Source organism: Marcopretia estuarina LEGE 06307 (genome assembly GCF_056633115.1).
The window spans coordinates 125912-145682 of the sequence record NZ_JBSJOY010000005.1 but is presented as its reverse complement, the minus strand read 5'-3'; the positions used below and the strand labels follow the sequence as shown (position 1 = coordinate 145682).

Below are 19771 nucleotides of genomic sequence, written 5' to 3'. Positions count from 1 at the left end.
AATCATCCAGCCGCGGCGGCCAATCGGTCAGGCAGGCAGTCGATGCGCGCCACCCGCAACCGCTCGATCCAGGCCATCGCATAGGCCCGGTTGGCCTGTTGTTCGCTCGGGTCACTGCTGGAGAGCGGATGGGGAAAGGTGCCGTCGATCGCCGCATTGGTGACGCAGAACATCGCCTTCTGAAAACTGGCGCAGATCTTCACGCGTAGATCACCCTCCCCCCGGCCCCGGCTGCGGTACACCTGCAGCAACGCCGCCGGCAGATGGCGGCTCATGTCCTGCATCAGCAGGCTGGGCGGAATGCCCGCACCCATGGTTGGCAGTGGATCGGCATAGAGCGCGCCGTACTGGAAACAGGCCTGATCGATCGGGATCTGGCGCGCCTGCGCGTTGAACGACACCGTGCCGAGGAACGGACTGCCCCGCAGGAACACCGCCTCCACGTAGGGCACCGCCACATCACCCAGGAAGGTGAGGCCGGCGGCAGGCGGCAGGATCTCGAAGGGCACACCATCGAGCTCCACCGTGTAGCAGATGGGCTGGCCGGCAGCTGCCACCAGCCCCTCGCGGATGAAGGCCACCACAGCGGCGATCGTGGCGACCTCACCGCGGCGGTGGGAGGCGGCGAGATCCAGGAACAGATCGCTCATCACCCGCCAGAACTGGCCCAGCGCGCTGGCGGTGGCCGCCGAGCGGATCAGCTCAGGCAGGAACTCCGGGAACAGAGGATCCAGCAGGGCCAGCAGCGGATCACGGCGGCGCTTGTGGCCGATCACCACGGCGCAATGCTGCCGGAAGGCAGGCGAATCGAGGTAGGCATCAAGGCCGCCGGTGCCATGCCAGAGCATCAGGCGCTGGCAATATTCGGCGTATTCGAAGTTGATGCGGTCGTGGATCAGGTGGCGCCAGAGCCGCTGCGGGGTGACCTCCCCGTTGAGGAAGCGCAGCACCGGGAAGGGATTGAGAAACTCGCGCTGGGCCTGGTGGATGAGGTTGCGGCTGTAGGCATCGAGCACCTCCCCATAGCTCTCCAGCACCGCCACCACCTCCAGCAGATGCTCGGCGGAGTGATCGAGCAGCGGCACCCCTGCGAGCAGGCGCTCCAGCATCGCTGCCGCTTCAGGCTGACGGGTCATCGCCCCCTCCCCCCGGCGACCAGGCCATCAGGCACCACCGGGGCAGGCAGAGCCGCAAGGCTGTGCGGCGCCCGGCTCATCGCCGTCGTGGTGGCCGTGGCAAGGGTGCCCAGTCCCTGCGGCGCCACCCCGAGCAGCAGCACCGCCACCGTGAGCGCAAGTGCAGGGATCTGTCGGGCCAGGGGCACCGCCGGCAAGGGCGTGTCGACGTCGTCGGCCGGAGGGGAAAGGCGCCCGAAGAACACCCGGTTCACCAGCAGCAGGAAGTAGACCGCCGTGAGGCCCGAGCCCACCATGCACAGGACGGTGGCCAGCGGGAAGGGCACCAGGCTGCCGCGGAACACCAGAAATTCGGAGATGAAGCCCGCCATGCCGGGGATGCCCGCACTGGCCATCACCCCGGCGATCATCAGCGAACCGGTGATCGGCAGACCCCGCTCCGGGTTGAGCAGGCCACGCAGCACGTTCAGGTCGCGGGTGCCGGTGGTGGCATACACCACCCCCACCAGCAGGAACAGCAGCGCGGAGATCAGGCCGTGGCTCACCATCTGAAAGAGCGCGCCCAGCAGACTCACCGGAGTGGCAGCGGCAGCTGCCAGCAGCACGTAGCCCATGTGGCCCACGGAGCTGTAGGCCACCATCCGTTTCATGTCCTGCTGCTGAATCGCAGCCAGCGAGCCGAACAGAACCGACACCGCCGCCCAGCCCGCCAACCAGGGAGACATCAACTGCCAGGCATCGGGGAAGAGGCCAAGGCAGAAGCGCAACAGTCCATAGGTGCCGAGCTTCAGCAGCACCCCGGCCAGCAGCAGGGACACGGGCGTGGAGGCCTCGGTGTGGGCATCCGGCAGCCAGGTGTGGAACGGAAACAGCGGGATCTTGATGCCGAACCCCACCAGCAGGGCCCCCATCAGCAGCAGCTGAAGGCCCATACCCAGCTGTTGGCCCAGCAGCGGCTGCAGGCTGAAATCGGCCGTGCCGGTGGCCAGCGCCAGTCCGAAGAAGGCGCCAAGGATCAGCACACCGGACACGGCGGTGAACAGCAGGAACTTCGTGGCCGCATAGGCCCTGTTGCTGCCACCCCAGATGGCGATCAGCAACCAGAGCGGAATCAGCTCCAGCTCATAGAAGAGGAAGAACAACAGCAGATTCTGGGCGAGGAAGGCGCCGTTCACCGCCCCGCTGATCAGCAGCAGCAGGGCGTAGTAGAGGCGGGGTCGCGGCGTGGAGGTGGACGTGACCAGCGCCGCTGCCAGCGAGAGCGCCCCATTGATCAGCACCAGAGGCAGCGAAAGGCCGTCGATGCCGAGCCGGTAGTCGAGGCCAAGGCTGCCCACCCAGGGCGCCATCTCCTCAAGCTGCAGGCCGGGAATGGCGGGGTCGAACTGCCACAGCACCCGCAGCGACCAGGCCACCTGCAACACCAGCAGCGCCAGGCAGGTGCGACGCAGACGCTCGCCGCTCACCTCACCGGGCCAGAGCAGCAGGGCGATGGCGCCGAGCAGCGGGATCAGCAGCAGACCGCTCAACATGGCGGTACCTGTTCGGAAGGAAGGGTCATCGCACCACCCAGGAGAGCGAGGTGAGCAACAGCACGATCGCCACGGTCCCGGTGAGCACGTAGGTCTGGGTGTGACCATTGACGCTCAGCTTGAGGCCTTCGGCACTGGCCAACGACAGGCTGCCCACCCGGTTCACCAGAGCGTTGACCACATCGCGGTCGAAGCGGGCGGCGGCACGCGAGAGCCCCGCCACCAGGGCCACGATCGTGACCCGGTAGATCCGATCGGTGTAGAAGTCGTAGGCGAGCAGATCCTGCAGCAGGCGCAGCGGCCGCAGGATCGTGACCGACCAGCCCTTGCGCAGCGGCAGCAGGCAGCCGGCCACCAGGGCGCCGGCACTGGTCAGCAGGAGCGAGAGCGCCACCGGCAGCGAGAACGAGGCCAGGCCGGGCACCGGGTCGATCACCACCATGATCAGCGGTGTGACCAGCACCAGCACGGTGAGGCTCACCATCGGCAGGGCCATCTGCCAGTTCACCTCAGGGGTGCGGCGCGTCTTGGGCTGGGCCGCGCCGAGGAACACCAGCCGGAACACCCGCGTGAGGTTGAGCACGGTGAGCGCGTTGGCGAGCAGCACGATCGCCGCCAGCCAGGGAGCGCTGCGCAGCATCGCCTGCACATCCAGACCCAGCGCCCAGAAGCAGCCGAGGGGAACCAGGCCGGTGGTACCTGCCGCCCCCACCAGGAACGCGCAGGTGGTGGCGGGCATGCGCCGACCCAGACCGCCCAGTTCGCTGAGGTCCTGGCAGTTGGTGGTGGCGATCACACAACCGATGCTCATGAACAGCAGTGCCTTGCCGACGGCATGGGCGAACAGCAACAGCAGGGCAATACCTGGCTGCTGCATGGCGATGGCAATGAACACCAACCCCATCGAGGCGCTGGTGGAATAGGAGAGCGTGCGCTTGATATCCACCTGAGCGATGGCCACGAGCGAACCGCCGATGGCGGTGACGGAGCCGAGCACCACCAACGCCGCCAGGCTCAGGGGTGAAAGCTGCAGGATCGGCATCAGGCGCAGCAGCACGAGCGCGCCGCAGGTGACCACCACCGAGTTGCGCAGGATCGAAGCTGGATTCGGCCCCTCCATCGCCTCATCGAGCCAGAGGTGCATCGGAAAAAGGGCGCACTTGCCCAGTGGCCCGGAGATCAGCGCCAGGCCGAGCAGATTGCCCGCCAGCGGGCTGATCTGTGCCCCTGCCGCCCAGCTGTAAAGGTCGTCGAAGCGCATCACCCCCGCCCACGCCGACAACGCCACCACCCCCATCAGCAGCAGCACGTCGCCCACCCGTTTGGTGAGGAAGGCATCGCGTGCGGCCGTCACCACCAGCGGCTGGGCATACCAGAAGCCCACCAACAGGTAGGTGGAGAGGGTGAGCATCTCCAGCAGGAAGTAGGTGAGAAACAGCGAACTGCTGAGCACCACCCCCGCCATCGCCCCCTCGAAAAATCCCACCAGGGCGTAGAAGCGCGCCAGCGACCACTCCTTGTCGAGGTAACCGAGCGCGAAGAACTGGGCCAGCAGGCTCAGCCCTGTCACCAGCTCCAGGCTGGCCAGGCTGGTGAGCGAGAGATCGAAGCTGAGCGAGAGGGTGAGGTCGGCGGCCTGAAACCAGGGCACCGTGATCGCGAAGGGGCCTTCACGCAGCACGACGGCCAGCACGGCGCTGCCATGCAGGAAGGCCACCAGCGAGACGAGAATGTTCAGGTACGCGGCCGGCCTGGGGCCATCGCGGCGAATCCAGCCGCAGGCCCACGGCAGCGACAGCACGACGCCGACGAAGCCATACAGAGGAATCAGCCAGGCCAGCTGAATGATCAGGGGCGGAGCGGCGACCGTGAGCAAGGTGGCGCGACGGGTGGGTTGGGACGTGGACCGTTCAGCAGTCTTGTTGTGCCAAGCCCGCCTGGGGGCCGAACACTCAGAAAGTGGCGCGTTGATTCACGAAAGCGCGCTGGTCGCCCAGCAACTGGTGGAGCCAGTCGTGCAGTTGCTCACCATGCAGGCGTTCTTCCGTCCAGAGGCGGTGGAAGAAATGGCCGTTGGCGGTATCGCCGATCAAGGCGCAGAAACGGCTGGCTTCCCCGTAGTGATCAACCAGGCGCTGCTCGAGCTCGGCATTGCGCCGCAGCAGACCGACCAGGTCGCCGGCAACGCTCACGGGCGTGAGCTGCGAAGCGGCGGGAGCCACCCCAAGCAGGAGCATGTGCTCCACGAGGCGCTGGGCACGCTGCATCTCCTCGGCGGTGTCGAGCCTGAAGCGCTCTGCGGCCTCCTCCTGGCCCCAGAGGCTCAGCAGTGACGCCTGGGTCATGTACTGCTGAACCGCGGAGAGCTCCAGGCTGAGGGCCCGGCCGAGATAGCCGAGCACCCGGGGATGGGTACCGGCCTGCATGATCAGCTCCTGCGCAGGGCGCCGCTGAAGGTCAGCACGGGCTCCAGTTCGGAGTGGGGGCGCGCAATGATGTGGGCCGCCACCAGGCCATCGCCCACCCGTTCGCAGGCATCGGCACCGGCGCGCACGGCAGCGTTCACAGCGCCGGTTTCACCACGCACCATCACGGTCACGTAGCCGCCGCCCACGAATTCGCGGGAGATCAGGGTGACTTCAGCTGCTTTGGTCATGGCGTCAGCGGCTTCGATCGCCGGCACCAGGCCGCGGGTTTCAATCATGCCGAGGGCGATGCCGGTCGGTGTGGAGGCCATGGCTGTGCTCTCAGTAGGGGATGGGGTGGGGGGGGTGCCGCTGCCGCCGCGGGAGGAGCCGCGGCTGGCAGAGGAGGGGGTGGCGGCGCGGGAGGGGGTCGCTCGCCGGGGGGTGGGTGTGGACGGCGCCCTGCGGCGGCTGGTGGAGCGGACCGGCGCCGAACGGGCCGGGCTGCTGGTGGCGATCGCCTTCGCCGGGACGGTGATCGGCGGGGACGCTTCTCCAGCCGACACGGAGGAAACAGCCGACGGCGAAGCCGCGGCAGCCACCGTTGGAGCAGCGCTGCTGGACGCAGGGGTGCTGCTGGCGGCTGGGGCCGCTGCCTGGGGTGTGGGTGCGGGGGCTGCAGTGGCCGCTGAAGCCGATGGCGCGGCCGCCGCAGGGGTGACGGCAGGCAAGGCCTTGGCCGGATCCGCTGACGCCGTTGTCGTGGAGGGAGGGGTCACGGCAGCGGCGGGCGATGTGCGGCGGGACGAGGGCTGGCGGGAGGAGGGGGTGGCCATGGGGCAGCAGGAACGGACGGTATGGAAGTTGGAGAGGGAAGGGTCAACCGTCCGGGTCCCACAGGTCGATGATCCCGCCGATGGTCAGATCGGTCTGGATGTCGGGATTACCGGTGGCGAAGCGGGCTGCAGAGCCGCTGGCGGTGAACACCCAGTTGCCGGGCAGGGCGCCGATGGGATCGACCGCCACGCTGAGCTTGCCCTTGGTGTTGCGCAGCACCCGCAGGTGGCAGTGACGCAGACCTTCGATCCGCTGGGTGCAGACAAGCGATCCGGTGACCTGCATGATCTCCATCAGGCAGATCTCCGTTCGGCCGATCCAGATTCAGGATCCCAGTGGTCAATGATGCCCACGATTGTGAGATCGCTGGGATACGACTTACTGCCGGCTGCTTCCCGGGCAGCAGAGCTACCCACGCAGATCACCCAGTCGCCGGGAATGCAGCCAACGGCATCGACCGCCACTTTCTGGGAACTGCCATCCAGCACCACCTGAAGATGCTTGTGCTCGAACTCAGCGATGCGATTGGTGGCCACCAGAGGCTTGAGCACTTTGCAGATCAACATCTCAGTGCCCTCCTCCCGTGCCGAAGCTGATCGAAGACCCTACGGCTTCGGCTGGGGCATGCTGATCACGGTCGCGCACAGTCAGCAGGGTTTGCAGCAATCCCTCCGCACACAGCTGGCTGTAGCGGCTGCGAATGGCCGCATCCGTGCGGCGGCAATGCTGGATGGCCCGATCCCGAGCCCCCGGCACGCTGCCGTGATAATCAAAACGCACCACCACTGGCACCGGCAGTCCGCGTGACACATTCAGTCCCTTGAAGATCTTCACGCCCACATCCATGTCTGCGGAGCCTTCCTCCAGGGTGTCCATGTGAGCGAAGTAAGTGAGATTACGCAAATGAATCTCCTTGAAACCGATGCCAACACCGATGAAGCGTTCGGCATGGCCAGCGTCCACATAGGCACCCTCGTGATAAGTGCGCACATAATCAATCTGGGAAAGATTGTGCTCGAGAAGCCGGGCCACCAGTGCCACCATGCCGTCATCGGGTTCACCGGGAGCCGCCTGGCGCACCAGTGAGAGCAGCTTGTGGCGGGCAGCCTCAGGAGTCAGGGCCTGGGTGTCGTCGTAGGCCTGGCGGGCATCCAGCCAGCGCTCCAGATCCGTAGTCCCATCCTGAGCCGGAACGTGTACGCGGATGGCATCGGTGTCGGTGTCCATGCCGATCAGCAGCAGATCCACCGAAGCGCCGCAACAGAAGCTGTTCTCCACCGCCTGCTGGAAGTCGCGGAGGCGGGCAAGGGCAGAAGCGGCGGCCAGCACATCATTGGAGCCGTGGGCGGCGCAGCCTTCGTGCAGCGGATCGCGGGAACTGAAGTGATACATCGCCACCTTGAGGTAGCGGGTGGGCTCGTGGGCGGGATTCGGCCGACCCTCGCGGTAACGCAGGTGCTCAGTCTTCACCCAGCGATCCACCGTGTTCTCCACATCAAGCAGGGCGCCGGCGTGGGGGCGGCGACGCACGGAGCTGAACGGCAGGCGCAGCGCGTAGGTGATGGCGTGGGCCAGACGCCCATCAGCGCAGGGAGTGACATCGAGCAGATGGAACCCACACGCCAGCAGAAAGGCATTGAAGGCCTCAGCCGCGGCGGTTCCATCCTGGGCTTCGAGTGGGTCTTCACGGAAGAAAGCCCCACTGACCTGTTCATAGGTTTCGAACACGCACCATGCGAACAGAGTGCGCATGTCGAGCTGCTGCACCCAGGCCGATTCCAGGATGGGCAGGGGCAGCTCAAAGCCCAGCTCGGCGGCAGCGTGCTGCTGGGCCTGGGCGATGAAATCGGGTTCGTGCTGAAGCGCCGAGAGCCGTTTGAGCACCGGCACGATGCGGTCGAAGGCTCCCTTCACATGGGCGTCGTAGGCGTGCAGGCGTTCGTTGGCAGCGGAATCGGTGAGCGGGTGAAGCGCCCCCGCCGGCAGTGGACGGCGGCCGCGCATGGGCCGGGCGGGACGGAACGGGCCGCGGGCACCCGCCTTGGCGCGGGCGAGAGACAGCGGATCGGCAGCCCGGAGGATGGGTTCGGGAGCGAGCGAACGCAACTCCTGTGGAGCCGCCCGCATGAGTGACTCGGGCGCGATCGCCTGGATACCGGTCTGGTCCTGACGGCGCCGCGGAGCCGTGGGAGCCAGAGGCCTCTCAACGGAGGGATAGCGGCGCGAAGAAGCCAACGTCAGCAGTCAAGCGAAGGGACGAAACGAAGCATCAACCGCGGGCACCACCGGAAACGGTGATCAGGGAGCCCTTGTCCGTGCCACCGCTGGAGCCGGTCACGCGGCTCACCGGCTGGGCAATCTCATCGTTGCGCTTCGGCTGAACAGGAGCCATGGCGGACATCGGGCCGGTGCGGGTGGGATTGCGGCGGCGTGCCGAGGCTCCCTCCGTGCCGGTGACACGCTTGCCCCGGTCCCAGTCATCGCCGGTGATGTGCAGCCCGGCAGAGATACCTTCGCCAGTCACCCGTGAAAGCGGGCGTTCGGCTTCTGCCGGTTCAGCGAGCGGGGGAGCAGAAACCACCGCAGGGCCGGGGGCCATGCGCCGGGCCATCGGGATGGTGGCGGCGACGCTGGGGCTGGTGGGGCGGTCGAAGCGGAACTGTTCGGTGCCGGTGACTTTGTCACCGGCCAGATCAAAAGGGCCGGTGATCCTGGCGCTGGTTTCGTAGCGGGTTCCGGTCACAGCATGGCTTCGTTCCCGCTGCTGATGGGCGGCGCGGGCCGGCGACTGAACGCTGAACTGTTGCCAGGGCTGGGTGTCGAGCGGCTGAGGGAAATCGGCCTCATGGCCTTCGGCGGCACCGCAGGCCTCGTTGAACTGGTCGGCGCCCACGTACGGGGTGCCGGTGACTGGCTCACAGGCACCCTTGGAGGCGCCGGTCATGATGCCGCCGATGCCGGGTTGAAGGCCACTGAGGCGAGGTCCTGGGGTGCCCATGCCGACGGGGACTCTCTGGCGGATCGTGCGGACCGCTTCGGGTGCACACCAGCCGGAAGCCTGCTCAAGGCCGGCATAGGGAGTGCCGGTGACGGCCTTGCAGGTGCCGGGCTCATCGCCAGTGACCTTGGAGGAGCGGCCGGTGTTGGTGCCGGAGACGATCTGCTGCTTGCCGGTGAGGCTGAAGCCCACCTTGGCCGCTTCCGGCTCGGGGCGCGCCCCGCAGAAACCTTCGTACTGCTGGCTGCCGATGTATTCATCACCGGTGACCCGGCGGCAGGTGCCCGGCTCGTTGCCGGTGACCTTTTCGGAGCGGCCCACGAGAGTGCCGGTGATGCCCGTGCCCCTGAGGGTGTGCACCTGGCCCACCTTCGGCGGCGCCTGACCGGGGCTGGCGATCGAGTCGTTGCCGACGTACTGGGTGCCGGTGGTGCGTACCGAGGCGCCGTGCTCATCACCGGTGACCTTCTCGGAGCGACCCACCATCACACCGGAGACCGGGCGGCCACCGAGGGTCTGGCTGAGGCCCACCTTGCGGGGACTGGGGGAACCGGTGGTGCCGCAGTAAGCCGCCGCCTGGTTAGCGGAGATGTATTCGGTGCCAGTGATCGACTTGCAGGTACCGGGCTCGTCGCCGGTGACCTTCTCAGAGCGGCCGACTTCGTTGCCGGTGACGCGGTTGCCATGGGTGGTGGCGGTGACGCGCACCTTGGCTGGCTGCAGGGGGGTGGGTTCGTTCTGGCAGAACAGGCGGAAGACGTCGGCGCCCATGTATTCGGTGCCGGTGACCGGCCGGCAGGTGCTGGCCTCGTTACCGGTGGTCTTCTCGGAACGATTGGCCTGGGTGCCGGTGACCACCTGACCTCGGGTGGTTTCACTGGCGCCCACCTTCCAGGTGGCGTCCTGAGCGCCGACGGGCCGGTTGGCACCACGACGGGGACCGCAGGGCCGCGAGGTGCCACCGCAAGGACCCACGGCGCCGGCACCGTTCTTGCTCTTGAGGTCGCGAAGGCGCTGGGCGAGTTCGCGGCTGCTCATCTCGGGGTTGCCTTGCCGCACGACGGCGGCTGTGCCGTTGGAGCCATTGGTGGCGGCGGATTTTCCGTGCTTGGAGAGGGCTTCGCGGCGGGCCAGGCCCCGGGCACGGCTGGGGTTGTGCTGGGCCACCCGGCGGTTGCCGGAAAGGCGGCGATCGTCGCTGCGGCTGGCAGAGCTAGTGGAACCAAGGCCGGCGGTGCGGCCGCTGCCGAGTGACCACTGGTCTGAAGCCGCAGGGCGTTCAGCCGCAGCAGCGGCGGCGTCTGTCTTGCCCTTGCACTTGCAATCGGCTGGCTTGGCGGCAGCAGAGGTGGAAGGCGCTTCCTTGCGGGTGCGATCGCGGCTTGTGTCGGCGCGCTTTCCCTTCTTGCTGAGGGCTTCGCGGCGGGCCAGCACCAGATCCCGGCTGGGGTTGGCGATGCGCGACGGAATCGAGCGCTGGCTGGATCCACTGGGAGCGGCGCCGAGCTGTTCAAAGCGAGGCGAGCGGCGCTCGGGAGCGGAGACAACGGCAGCAGGTTTGGGCGGGGCCGCTTCCACAGTGCGGGCTGGGCGAGCTTCGGCAGCACCACGCACCCGGTTGGGGCTGGAGGAATAACGCTTCTCAGCAGACTTTCCGGCGGTGGAAAGTGCCAATCGACGTGCCAGTGCCGCTTCGCGACTGGATTGAGTTGCCATATCCGCCCGGTAAGGAAAGTGCCAGTGAACGTTCGTTGCGCGCAGCGTCAGACCGATCGACCGTGCGATGCGGTACTGAACAGAACTGGGAGCGTTTGGAGTGAAAGGAAGGGGAGGAGGTCCCGCCGAAGCGGGACCCACACCGCTTCAGCGCGCTTCGAAAACCACGAAGCAGGAACCCTGGCTCTGGGTGTAGGCGTCGTAGCCCACCAGACGCACGTGGTGATCGGGGTAGGCACGATGGCAGGCCTCGAGCTCACTCACGATCACGCCCAGATCCTTCTCGCCGAAGAAGGGGAGCTTCCAGTACGACCAGTAGGTGGCCATTGAACGGCTGGGGTGGACATGCTCAACGAGCGGGCTCCAACCCTGGGCAATGATGTAAGCGATCTGGTCGTAGATCTCGTCCTGGGACATCGGCGGAAGAAAGCCGAAGGTCTCCAGGGTGGCGACTGTTTGATAGTCACCCACGGTGCTCTTGAAGGGCATGGGGGTCCTTGAAGTGGAGGGGAAGGTTCAGAGGAGCTCCGCAGTGGCGGTGAAACAGGTTCACCGCCAGAACGGACTGGGGAAAATCAGCCGACGTCGAGCTTGTCGACGGTGTCGAACTCGAATTTGATTTCCTTCCAGGTTTCGAGAGCGATGGCCAGCTCAGGGCTGTGCTTGGCGGCTTCCATGAGGATGTCGCGGCTCTCCTTCTCGATTTCGCGACCGGCGTTGCGGGCCTTGACGCAGGCCTCGAGGGCCACACGGTTGGCGGCGGCGCCAGCGGCGGAACCCCAGGGGTGGCCGTGGGTGCCACCACCGAACTGCAGCACGGAATCGTCGCCGAAGATCGCCACCAGTGCGGGCATGTGCCACACGTGGATACCGCCGGAGGCCACGGCGAAGACGCCGGGCATGGAGCCCCAGTCCTGGTCGAAGAAGTTGCCGCGGCTGCGATCTTCAGGAACGAAGGATTCACGCAGCTGGTCGATGAAGCCCAGGGTGGTCTGGCGATCACCTTCAAGCTTGCCCACCACGGTGCCGGTGTGCAGCTGGTCACCACCGGAGAGACGCAGGCACTTCGCCAGCACCCGGAAGTGGATGCCGTGCTTGGGATGGCGGTCGATCACCGCGTGCATGGCGCGGTGAATGTGCAGCAGCATGCCGTTCTTACGGCACCACTTCGACAGACCGGTGTTGGCAGTGAAGCCACCGGTGATGTAGTCGTGCATGATGATCGGCTGACCCAGTTCTTTGGCGAACTCGGCCCGCTCGTACATCTCTTCAGGAGTGGCGGCGGTGCAGTTGAGGTAGTGACCTTTGCGCTCGCCGGTTTCCTGTTCCGCCGATTTCACGGCTTCTGCCACGAACTCGAAACGGTTCTGCCAGCGCTGGAAGGGCTGGGAGTTGATGTTTTCGTCGTCCTTGGTGAAGTCAAGACCGCCGCGGAGGCACTCATAGACCACCCGGCCGTAGTTCTTGCCGGAAAGGCCGAGCTTGGGCTTGATGGTGCAACCGAGCAGGGGACGGCCGTACTTGTTCATCCGGTCGCGCTCGACGCAGATGCCGTTCGGCGGGCCGGGGCAGGTCTTGATGAAGGCCATCGGGAAGCGGATGTCTTCCAGACGCAGGTGGCGCAGGGCCTTGAAGCCGAACACGTTGCCCACCAGGGAGGTGAGCACGTTGGTGATCGAACCTTCCTCGAACAGATCGAGGGGATAGGCAATGAAGGCATAGAAGGATTCCTTGTCGCCAGGAACGTCTTCGATGCGGTAGCAACGGCCCTTGTAGAAGTCGAGATCGGTGAGGAGCTCGGACCACACGGTGGACCAGGTGCCGGTGGAAGATTCAGCGGCCACGGCGGCAGCCACTTCTTCTTTGGGAACGCCTTCCTGGCCGGTGACCTTGAAGCAGGCCAGCAGGTCGGTGTCGAGGGGAACGTAGTCGGGAGTCCAGTACGTATCTCTGTACTCCTTGACCCCGGCGTCGTACTTCTTGCTCATGGGGGAAATCTCGTGGTGGGTCGGGTGGGAAGGGGAAAGCTGGGCAGCCCTCGATTCAGGGGCGGTTCAGCTCTCAGTCCTTGGAGCCCAGACCAAAGCTGCTGTTGAGCGCCGGTTCGACTTCACGGTGCGGGCGGGCAATGATGTGGGCTGCCACGAGGCCGTCGCCGACACGCTCGCAGGCGTCAGCGCCAGCGCGAACAGCAGCGTTGACAGCGCCGGTTTCACCGCGCACCAGCACGGTGACGTAGCCGCCGCCGACGAACTCACGACCGATCAGACGCACTTCTGCGGCTTTGGTCATCGCGTCGGCCGCTTCGATCGCGGGCACCAGGCCGCGGGTCTCGATCATGCCGAGGGCGATGCCCATGGTTTCATTCGCCATTGACGACTCCGGAACAGTGAGGAGGAGGTTCGCTAGGAACACTGCTCTTCGGGGTACCCCTGCGTCAAGCGATTTGGGTGGCCCTTCCCATCACCGTCCATGGTGAACCCGATAAGCGCTGCTCATGGGTTCCAGGTCGTTACGCCCTGTGAAGGAAACCGCTGATGTGGCCAGCTTTCCTCTCTCTTTGACGCCGGACGGATTAACCAGGAAGGGACCAACACCCGTGCCCATGGCCTCGACGCCAACCCTGCCGCCCTTGTTGCGTGAAAGCGGCCAGCGGGAGGTCTTTTGTGGTCTCACCTCGATCGTGTGGCTGCATCGCCGCATGCCGGATGCCTTCTTTCTGGTGGTGGGCTCCCGCACCTGCGCGCACCTGGTGCAGTCGGCGGCAGGGGTGATGATCTTTGCTGAACCCCGCTTCGGCACAGCGATCCTGGGGGAAAGGGATCTGGCTGGCCTGGCCGATGCCAATGAAGAGCTCGACCGGGTGGTGAACGACCTGCTGGAGCGCCGGCCCGAAATCCGCACCCTGTTCCTGGTGGGCTCCTGCCCGTCGGAAGTGATCAAGCTTGACCTGGCCAAGGCGGCAGAGCGGATCAACACCCGCATGCGCGGCCGTGTCCGGGTGGTGAACTACTCAGGCAGCGGCATCGAAACCACCTTCACTCAGGGCGAAGACGGCGCCCTGAGTGCGCTGGTTCCCTTGCTGCCCAGCAGCGATGAAAGCCAGCTGCTGCTGGTGGGAACCCTGGCCGATGGCGTCGAGGACCGCTTCCTCACCCTGTTCGAGCGCCTGGGTGTCGGTCCGGTTCGCAGCCTGCCGCCACGCCAGTCGACAGATCTCCCCGCCGTTGGCCCGGGCACCAAGCTGTTGCTCGCCCAGCCCTTTCTCAGCGACACGGTTCGGGCACTGGAGCGCCGCGGCGCCACCCGCCTCGCCAGCCCTTACCCCCTGGGAGTGGAGGGCAGCCGCGCCTGGATGGCCGCCGCCGCCGCCGCCTTCGGTGTCGACCCCGGCCTCGTGGCGGAGGTGCTTGATCCGCTGGTGGAGCGGGGCCGCCGGGCGCTGGCTCCACTGCGGCAGCAACTCGAAGGCAAGCGTCTCTTCCTGATGCCCGACTCCCAGCTGGAGATCCCGTTGGCCCGCTTCCTCAGCCGCGAATGCGGCATGGAGCTGGTGGAGGTGGGCACCCCCTATCTCGATCGCCCCCTGATGACGGAAGAGCTGGCCCTGCTGCCGGAGGGCACGCAGCTCAGTGAAGGCCAGGACCTGGAGCGGCAGCTGGAGCGGGTGCGCGCCGCCCGTCCCGATCTTGTGGTCTGCGGGCTGGGGATCGCCAATCCGCTGGAAGCGGAGGGCATCGCCACGAAGTGGTCGATCGAGCTCGTCTTCAGCCCCATCCACGGCATCGACCAGGCCGCCGATCTCGCCGAATTGTTTGCCCGTCCGCTGCACCGCCGCCAACTCCTGAAATGGAACTGACCCTCTGGACCTACGAAGGCCCCCCTCATGTGGGCGCGATGCGGATCGCCGCCTCGATGGAAGGGCTGCACTACGTGCTGCATGCGCCCCAGGGCGACACCTACGCCGACCTTCTGTTCACGATGATCGAGCGGCGAGATCGCCGTCCCCCCGTCACGTACACCACCTTCCAGGCCCGCGACCTCGGCGGTGACACAGCTGAACTGGTCAAGCGTTCGATCCAGCAGGCGGTGGATCGCTTCCAGCCCGAAGCCCTGCTGGTGGGCGAGAGCTGCACGGCGGAACTGATCCAGGACCAGCCGGGTGCACTTGCCGGTGGGATGAATCTCGGCGTGCCGGTGGTGAACCTGGAACTGCCCGCCTATTCAAAGAAAGAGAACTGGGGGGCAGCCGAAACCCTCTATCAGCTCTGCCGCAGCCTGCTGCGCGAGCAGGTGCCGGCGCCCGGAACTCCGCGGCCCTCACCCGATCGCTGGCGGGCCGAAGGCCGTCGGCCGCGGGTGAATCTGCTCGGACCGAGCCTGCTGGGGTTCCGCTGCCGCGACGACATCAAGGAGATCCGCGGCCTGCTGAGCGAACACGGCATCGATGTGAACGTCGTGGCACCGATGGGCGCCAGGCCTGCCGATCTGTCGCGCTTGCCGGAAGCTGACGCCAATGTCTGCCTGTATCCGGAAGTGGCCGGGCCACTCTGCAGCTGGCTGGAGCGCCAGTTCGGCACGCCGGTGGTGCGCACCGTGCCCATCGGTGTGGGAGCCACGCGGCGGTTTCTTGACGAACTGAGCACCGTGCTCGATCTGGAAGCGCCCGAAGCCAACGAGGCCGACCTGCGCTCCAGGATGCCGTGGTACTCGCGCTCGGTGGATTCCACTTACCTCACCGGCAAGCGGGTGTTCATCTTTGCCGATGCCACCCACGCGATCGCCGCTGCGCGCATCGCCGCCGATGAGCTCGGCTTCACGGTGGTGGGGCTGGGCACCTACAGCCGCGAGCTGGCCCGCGAGGTGCGGGCCGCAGCCAAGGACCTGGGGCTGGAAGCCCTGATCACCGATGACTACCTCGCCGTGGAGAAAGCGATGGGAGAGGCCGCACCGGAGCTGGTGCTGGGCACCCAGATGGAACGCCACAGCGCCAAACGGCTGGGCATTCCCTGTGCGGTGATCAGCGCTCCGCTGCACGTGCAGGACGTGCCGGCCCGTTACGCCCCGCAGATGGGCTGGGAAGGGGCGAACGTGATCTTTGATTCCTGGGTGCACCCGCTGATGATGGGTCTGGAGGAACACCTGATCGGCATGTTCCGCCACGACTTCGAATTCGTCGAAGGGCATCGCAGTCATCTGGCTGAGGGAGCGCCTCCCCGTCAGGCTGCGGCAGCCGAGCCTGTCCAGGCCGCGCTGGCCGGGCCGTCCCTGGCAGCGGCGGCCAACGGCGCCGCAGCAGCGGGCGCCACGGCCACACTGGCACCTCCCTCAGTGTCCGAAGGCGTCGCGGTCTGGAGCGCCGACGGCGAAGCCGCCCTGCGCAAAATCCCCTTTTTCGTGCGTGGCAAGGTGAAAACCAACACCGAAACCTTCGCCCGTGAACACGGGTTGGTGGCGATCACCGAAGAGGTCCTCTATGACGCCAAGGCGCATTACAGCAAGTGAGGGAATGAGCGCAGAGCAGCCGGGAGATGTTTCGGTTTGCACCATGCGCGAACACGCCTGGCCGTGCTGACCTTGCATGGAACCAAGCCATTGTTCGGCCCCGTTTCAAGGCAAGGATCGCGCTGATGACAGCCACGCTCACGACTCCCACCAATCGCGTTGAAGACGGCGAAGGCAGCCTGCAGGTGCACCAGGACGCCTCGATGAACATCGAGACCGGCGCCCTGGTGATTGCGGTGTACGGCAAGGGGGGGATCGGGAAATCCACCACCTCCTCCAACCTCTCGGCCGCCTTTTCGAAGCTCGGCAAGCGGGTGCTGCAGATCGGCTGCGATCCCAAGCACGACAGCACCTTCACCCTCACCAAGAAGATGGTGCCCACGGTGATCGACATCCTCGAAACCGTGGACTTCCACAGTGAGGAGTTGCGGCCTGAAGATTTCGTCTTCGAGGGCTACAACGGCGTGATGTGCGTGGAGTCGGGTGGGCCGCCGGCTGGCACCGGCTGCGGGGGTTACGTCACCGGCCAGACGGTGAAACTGCTCAAGGAGCACCACCTGCTGGAAGACACCGATGTGGTGATCTTCGACGTACTGGGCGATGTGGTCTGCGGTGGGTTCGCCGCACCCCTTCAGCATGCCCATTACTGCCTGATCGTCACGGCGAACGACTTCGACTCGATCTTCGCCATGAACCGGATCATGCAGGCGATCAATGCCAAAGCCAAGAACTACAAGGTGCGGCTCGGTGGTGTGATTGCCAACCGCTCGGAGGAAACTGACCAGATCGATAAGTTCAACGAGCGCACGGGCCTGCGCACGATGGCCCACTTCAAAACCGTTGATGCCATCAGGAAATCACGCCTGAAGAAGTGCACCATCTTTGAGATGGAACCCAGCCCGGAAGTGGAGGCGGTGCAACAGGAGTACCTGAGCCTTGCTCAGAAGATGCTCAGCGATGTGGAACCGCTGGAGGCCGAATCCCTCAAGGATCGGGACATCTTCGATCTGCTCGGCTTCGACTGAGTACGGATCGCCGGCGGCACACCCCCTGTCGCCGGCATGACACGTTCCCGCAGCGATGACTCCGCCGGTTCAGACCCGGTTCACACTTCGGCAGCCGCCCGTTCCACCAGGCGGCGGGCCACTGCCTGCACACCCGTGTGGGCATAGGTGTCGGTAAAGGCGTCCAGGAACACGGCGAACTGATCCAGTCGCCCCTGCCACGGTCCCAGCGTTGATTCCATCGCCCGCACGGCAGATTGGCCGGTGAGGGCGAGTTCAGCCGTGAATCCGCCGGCCCAGCCCAGCCACTGGTCCACGCCCCGGCGCAGAAAGCTGAGGTGGGCCTGATCGCCGCGCCCCGGAATCAGACCGGCCATCTGCCGGTAGGAGGGCAGCCGCTGCAGATCTTTCTGGCCAGCCGCCCCCAGCAGGCCATCCAGGCGTTGCAAGGCCTGATCACCGAGCGGCAGCAGGGCATCGAAGCAGATCAAGGCAGCCATTCGCACCCTCGCTTCACCGGCATAGTCGGCCAGGGCAGCGCCGAAGGCGCCGAAGCTGTCGCCGGGCAGGCCATTGACCTGGGTGAAGGCCAGGAGCTCCGCCGCCACCTTCAGGCTCAGATCCACCGCCTGCAGGGTGTCGCCAGGCGGGGTCAGATCGGCCAGGCGCTTGAGCAAGGGCAGACCAGCGCTCACGTTGGCGAGCAGCCGCACCCCACCCGCCGCGTGCTGGGAGCGGTTCACGGCGTCGTACAGGCTGAGCGCACGGCCATAGCCCTCGGCGCGGGCACGGCTCAGCAGATCGGCGCGGGAACGGATGCGGGCGATCAGGGCAGGATCGTCGTCGCCGATCACCTCCTTGATCAGATCCTCAGCGCTGCGGAGGTTGGTCCACCCCCCGGGCACCAGGGTGCTGATGCCCTGGAGCGCCAGCACGGTGAGGCCCCGACGGGGCAGACGCTCAAGGCGCTCAAGCACAGTGGGGCGGGCCATCAGCGCACCAGAGCAAGGGATGGGACCGTGGCGGCAGGGCTTGACGAGGGGCCGAGCCGCCTGGGCCGCACAGAAGCGAGGGCCTTGAGGTCAAAGCTCTCCAGCAGCTCATGGCGCTCCTGCGCATCGAGGCCAACGCCCTGGCCGATCACCTTCACCTGAAAGCGGCCACCCACCAGCACGGCGCTGGCCTGGCTGCCCTGCTCCACCAGGGGCCAGCCGGCCAGGGTGTCAGCAGCGGCAGCGAACTTCTCGCGGGCCTCGGGGCCGGTGGTGGTGTCGGAGATCGCCAACAGCGCCACCACTTCGCCACTGCGCTTCAGCCTGGCCTCGCTGAAGCCACGCTTCTCCTGGCTGAACACCAGCTCTTCGCCCGGCGAGGCCGCCGGAAACAGGCGGTTGAAGGCCGTGCCGTTGACCACCTGCTGGGCGGGCACATCGCCCACGGTGCCGCCGGGGAGCCAGTCGGAGAAGGGGAGCAGCACCACAGCGCCCCCCACCAGAGCGGCAGCGAGGCCAAGGGCAAGGATCCAGCGCAGGAAGCGGGGCATCGACAGGCTGGGCGAAGAACAGAGAAGGGAGAATCAGGGAAAGAAAGCGAAGAGGGGCTGGCCGGCGCCGGCTCAGCTCAGGCCCACCAGTTGCAGGGAAAGGTCCCAGGTCTGGGCAGCGATGGCGGGATCGCTGGCTTTCTCCGAGAGCTCCTGCACGAACTGCTTGCCGCCCTGCTTCTGCCGGTTGCCCCAGCTCCAGTGGGCACCGGACACGGCGAAGGCTGGATCGGCCACCACTTGCGCCACCCTGACGCCGGCCAGCTCCTGGCTGACATAGCCGCCGGTGATGTTCTTCTGAAACCAGGGGAAGATCTTCTGAAAAAGGGGATAGCTGTTGCGGAACAGCGGCGTATCCGCCACACACCCCGGATAGAGCGAACTGAACACGATGCCGGTGCGTTCGTGCAAGCGCCGGTGCAGCTCCTGCGTGGTGATCATGTTGCAGAGCTTGCTGTCCTTGTAGGCCTTGCCCGGCTTGAATGGCTTGCCGCTGGCCATGGTGATCGGGGCCTTGAACCCTGCCTTGAAGCCGGAGAGATCGCCCAGATCGGCGGGCGCCGGGATCGGGATCTTGCCGCCCAGCTCCTTGGAGTTCGCCGTGACCGTGCCCAGGATCACCAGGCGGCGCGACGGATGGGTGGAGCGCTGCAGATCCTCGAGCAACAGCTGTATCAGCAGGAAGTGGCCCAGATGGTTGGTGGCCATCGACAGCTCGTAACCCTGGGGCGAACGCAGCGGCTGCTTGAGCAGTGGCAGGTACACCGCCGCATTGCATACCAGCGCATCGAGCGGCCGCCCGGTGGCACGGAACGCCTGCACCAGCCCCCGGACGCTGTCGAGATCGCCGAGGTCCACCTGCAGGTGGGTGACGCTGGCCTCCGGAAGGCCCAGAGCCGTGGCGGCCGCGCGGGCCTTGGCGGTGTCGCGGCAGGCCATCACCACATGCCAGCCGCAGCCCACCAATGCCTTGGCGGCATAAAGACCCACGCCCGACGACGCACCTGTGACCATCACCGTGCCGGGCTGGCCGGTGGTGACTGCGGTGCCGGCCGTTGAAGAGGCGGAGGTCTGCTCTGTCGCCATGGGTTGAAG

Annotated in this window: 18 protein-coding genes; 3 read left to right on the top strand and 15 right to left on the bottom strand. The window is 66.3% G+C overall.

The features are described 5' to 3' along the window. Positions 1-2: 2 nt before the first annotated feature. The 12 genes from ACWJI3_RS12440 to csoS1 (ACWJI3_RS12385) all read right to left on the bottom strand — a co-directional run bounded on the left by ACWJI3_RS12440 (position 3) and on the right by csoS1 (ACWJI3_RS12385) (position 12997). Positions 3-1136 (bottom strand): CO2 hydration protein, encoded by a 1134-nt coding sequence (locus tag ACWJI3_RS12440; protein ID WP_480203824.1) that lies wholly within the window; start codon positions 1134-1136, stop codon positions 3-5. Next, positions 1133-2668 carry an NADH-quinone oxidoreductase subunit M gene (locus tag ACWJI3_RS12435; protein WP_255101228.1) on the bottom strand — a complete coding sequence of 512 codons (1536 nt, stop codon included), beginning with the start codon at positions 2666-2668 and terminating at the stop codon, positions 1133-1135. The genes ACWJI3_RS12440 and ACWJI3_RS12435 overlap by 4 nt, the downstream gene beginning before the upstream one ends. A gap of 25 nt (positions 2669-2693) precedes the next feature. Further along, a complete protein-coding gene (locus ACWJI3_RS12430; protein WP_480203823.1) occupies positions 2694-4544 on the bottom strand; it encodes an NAD(P)H-quinone oxidoreductase subunit F in 1851 nt (616 codons plus the stop codon). A 76-nt stretch (positions 4545-4620) separates the two neighbouring features. After that, complete coding sequence (locus ACWJI3_RS12425; protein WP_480203822.1) at positions 4621-5094, bottom strand: ferritin-like domain-containing protein; 474 nt, start codon at positions 5092-5094, stop codon at positions 4621-4623. Positions 5095-5096: 2 nt separating this feature from the next. After that, positions 5097-5675 (bottom strand): alpha-carboxysome major shell protein CsoS1, encoded by a 579-nt coding sequence (csoS1, locus tag ACWJI3_RS12420; protein WP_480203936.1) that lies wholly within the window; start codon positions 5673-5675, stop codon positions 5097-5099. A 277-nt stretch (positions 5676-5952) separates the two neighbouring features. Continuing rightward, entirely contained in the window at positions 5953-6204 is a 252-nt protein-coding gene (locus ACWJI3_RS12415) for a carboxysome peptide B (RefSeq protein WP_094513240.1), read from the bottom strand. Beyond that, complete coding sequence (gene csoS4, locus ACWJI3_RS12410; protein ID WP_094513236.1) at positions 6204-6476, bottom strand: alpha-carboxysome shell vertex protein CsoS4; 273 nt, start codon at positions 6474-6476, stop codon at positions 6204-6206. Before csoS4 ends, ACWJI3_RS12415 begins: the two co-directional genes overlap by 1 nt. 1 nt (position 6477) lies before the next feature. Further along, positions 6478-8037 (bottom strand): carboxysome shell carbonic anhydrase, encoded by a 1560-nt coding sequence (locus ACWJI3_RS12405; protein WP_480203935.1) that lies wholly within the window; start codon positions 8035-8037, stop codon positions 6478-6480. A gap of 142 nt (positions 8038-8179) precedes the next feature. Continuing rightward, positions 8180-10624 (bottom strand): alpha-carboxysome scaffolding protein CsoS2, encoded by a 2445-nt coding sequence (csoS2, locus tag ACWJI3_RS12400; protein ID WP_255101231.1) that lies wholly within the window; start codon positions 10622-10624, stop codon positions 8180-8182. Positions 10625-10771: 147 nt separating this feature from the next. Beyond that, positions 10772-11113 (bottom strand): ribulose bisphosphate carboxylase small subunit, encoded by a 342-nt coding sequence (locus ACWJI3_RS12395; protein ID WP_094513225.1) that lies wholly within the window; start codon positions 11111-11113, stop codon positions 10772-10774. 86 nt (positions 11114-11199) lie between these two features. Next, complete coding sequence (locus ACWJI3_RS12390) at positions 11200-12612, bottom strand: form I ribulose bisphosphate carboxylase large subunit (protein ID WP_094513223.1); 1413 nt, start codon at positions 12610-12612, stop codon at positions 11200-11202. 73 nt (positions 12613-12685) lie between these two features. Further along, the gene (csoS1, locus tag ACWJI3_RS12385) at positions 12686-12997 is read right to left on the bottom strand and encodes an alpha-carboxysome major shell protein CsoS1 (RefSeq protein ID WP_015107695.1); all 312 of its coding nucleotides are present in this window, start codon (positions 12995-12997) and stop codon (positions 12686-12688) included. 232 nt (positions 12998-13229) lie between these two features. Between csoS1 (ACWJI3_RS12385) and ACWJI3_RS12380 the strand changes: the two genes are divergently transcribed. From ACWJI3_RS12380 to bchL, 3 genes are all read left to right on the top strand, one after another. After that, complete coding sequence (locus ACWJI3_RS12380; protein WP_255101232.1) at positions 13230-14483, top strand: ferredoxin:protochlorophyllide reductase (ATP-dependent) subunit N; 1254 nt, start codon at positions 13230-13232, stop codon at positions 14481-14483. Then, the gene (locus tag ACWJI3_RS12375; RefSeq protein ID WP_480203821.1) at positions 14474-16129 is read left to right on the top strand and encodes a ferredoxin:protochlorophyllide reductase (ATP-dependent) subunit B; all 1656 of its coding nucleotides are present in this window, start codon (positions 14474-14476) and stop codon (positions 16127-16129) included. Before ACWJI3_RS12380 ends, ACWJI3_RS12375 begins: the two co-directional genes overlap by 10 nt. Positions 16130-16254: 125 nt before the next feature. After that, complete coding sequence (gene bchL / locus ACWJI3_RS12370) at positions 16255-17154, top strand: ferredoxin:protochlorophyllide reductase (ATP-dependent) iron-sulfur ATP-binding protein (RefSeq protein WP_094513214.1); 900 nt, start codon at positions 16255-16257, stop codon at positions 17152-17154. An 80-nt stretch (positions 17155-17234) separates the two neighbouring features. On the opposite strand, the gene ACWJI3_RS12365 is transcribed toward bchL, so the two are convergent. The 3 genes from ACWJI3_RS12365 to ACWJI3_RS12355 all read right to left on the bottom strand — a co-directional run bounded on the left by ACWJI3_RS12365 (position 17235) and on the right by ACWJI3_RS12355 (position 19762). After that, the gene (locus ACWJI3_RS12365; RefSeq protein ID WP_255141132.1) at positions 17235-18125 is read right to left on the bottom strand and encodes a hypothetical protein; all 891 of its coding nucleotides are present in this window, start codon (positions 18123-18125) and stop codon (positions 17235-17237) included. Continuing rightward, positions 18125-18676, bottom strand: coding sequence for a hypothetical protein (locus tag ACWJI3_RS12360; RefSeq protein ID WP_480203820.1), 552 nt, complete (start codon positions 18674-18676; stop codon positions 18125-18127). The genes ACWJI3_RS12365 and ACWJI3_RS12360 overlap by 1 nt, the downstream gene beginning before the upstream one ends. A 72-nt stretch (positions 18677-18748) precedes the next feature. After that, positions 18749-19762: a protochlorophyllide reductase gene (locus tag ACWJI3_RS12355; protein ID WP_094513208.1), complete on the bottom strand. Its 1014-nt coding sequence runs from the start codon at positions 19760-19762 to the stop codon at positions 18749-18751. Positions 19763-19771 lie beyond the last annotated feature (9 nt).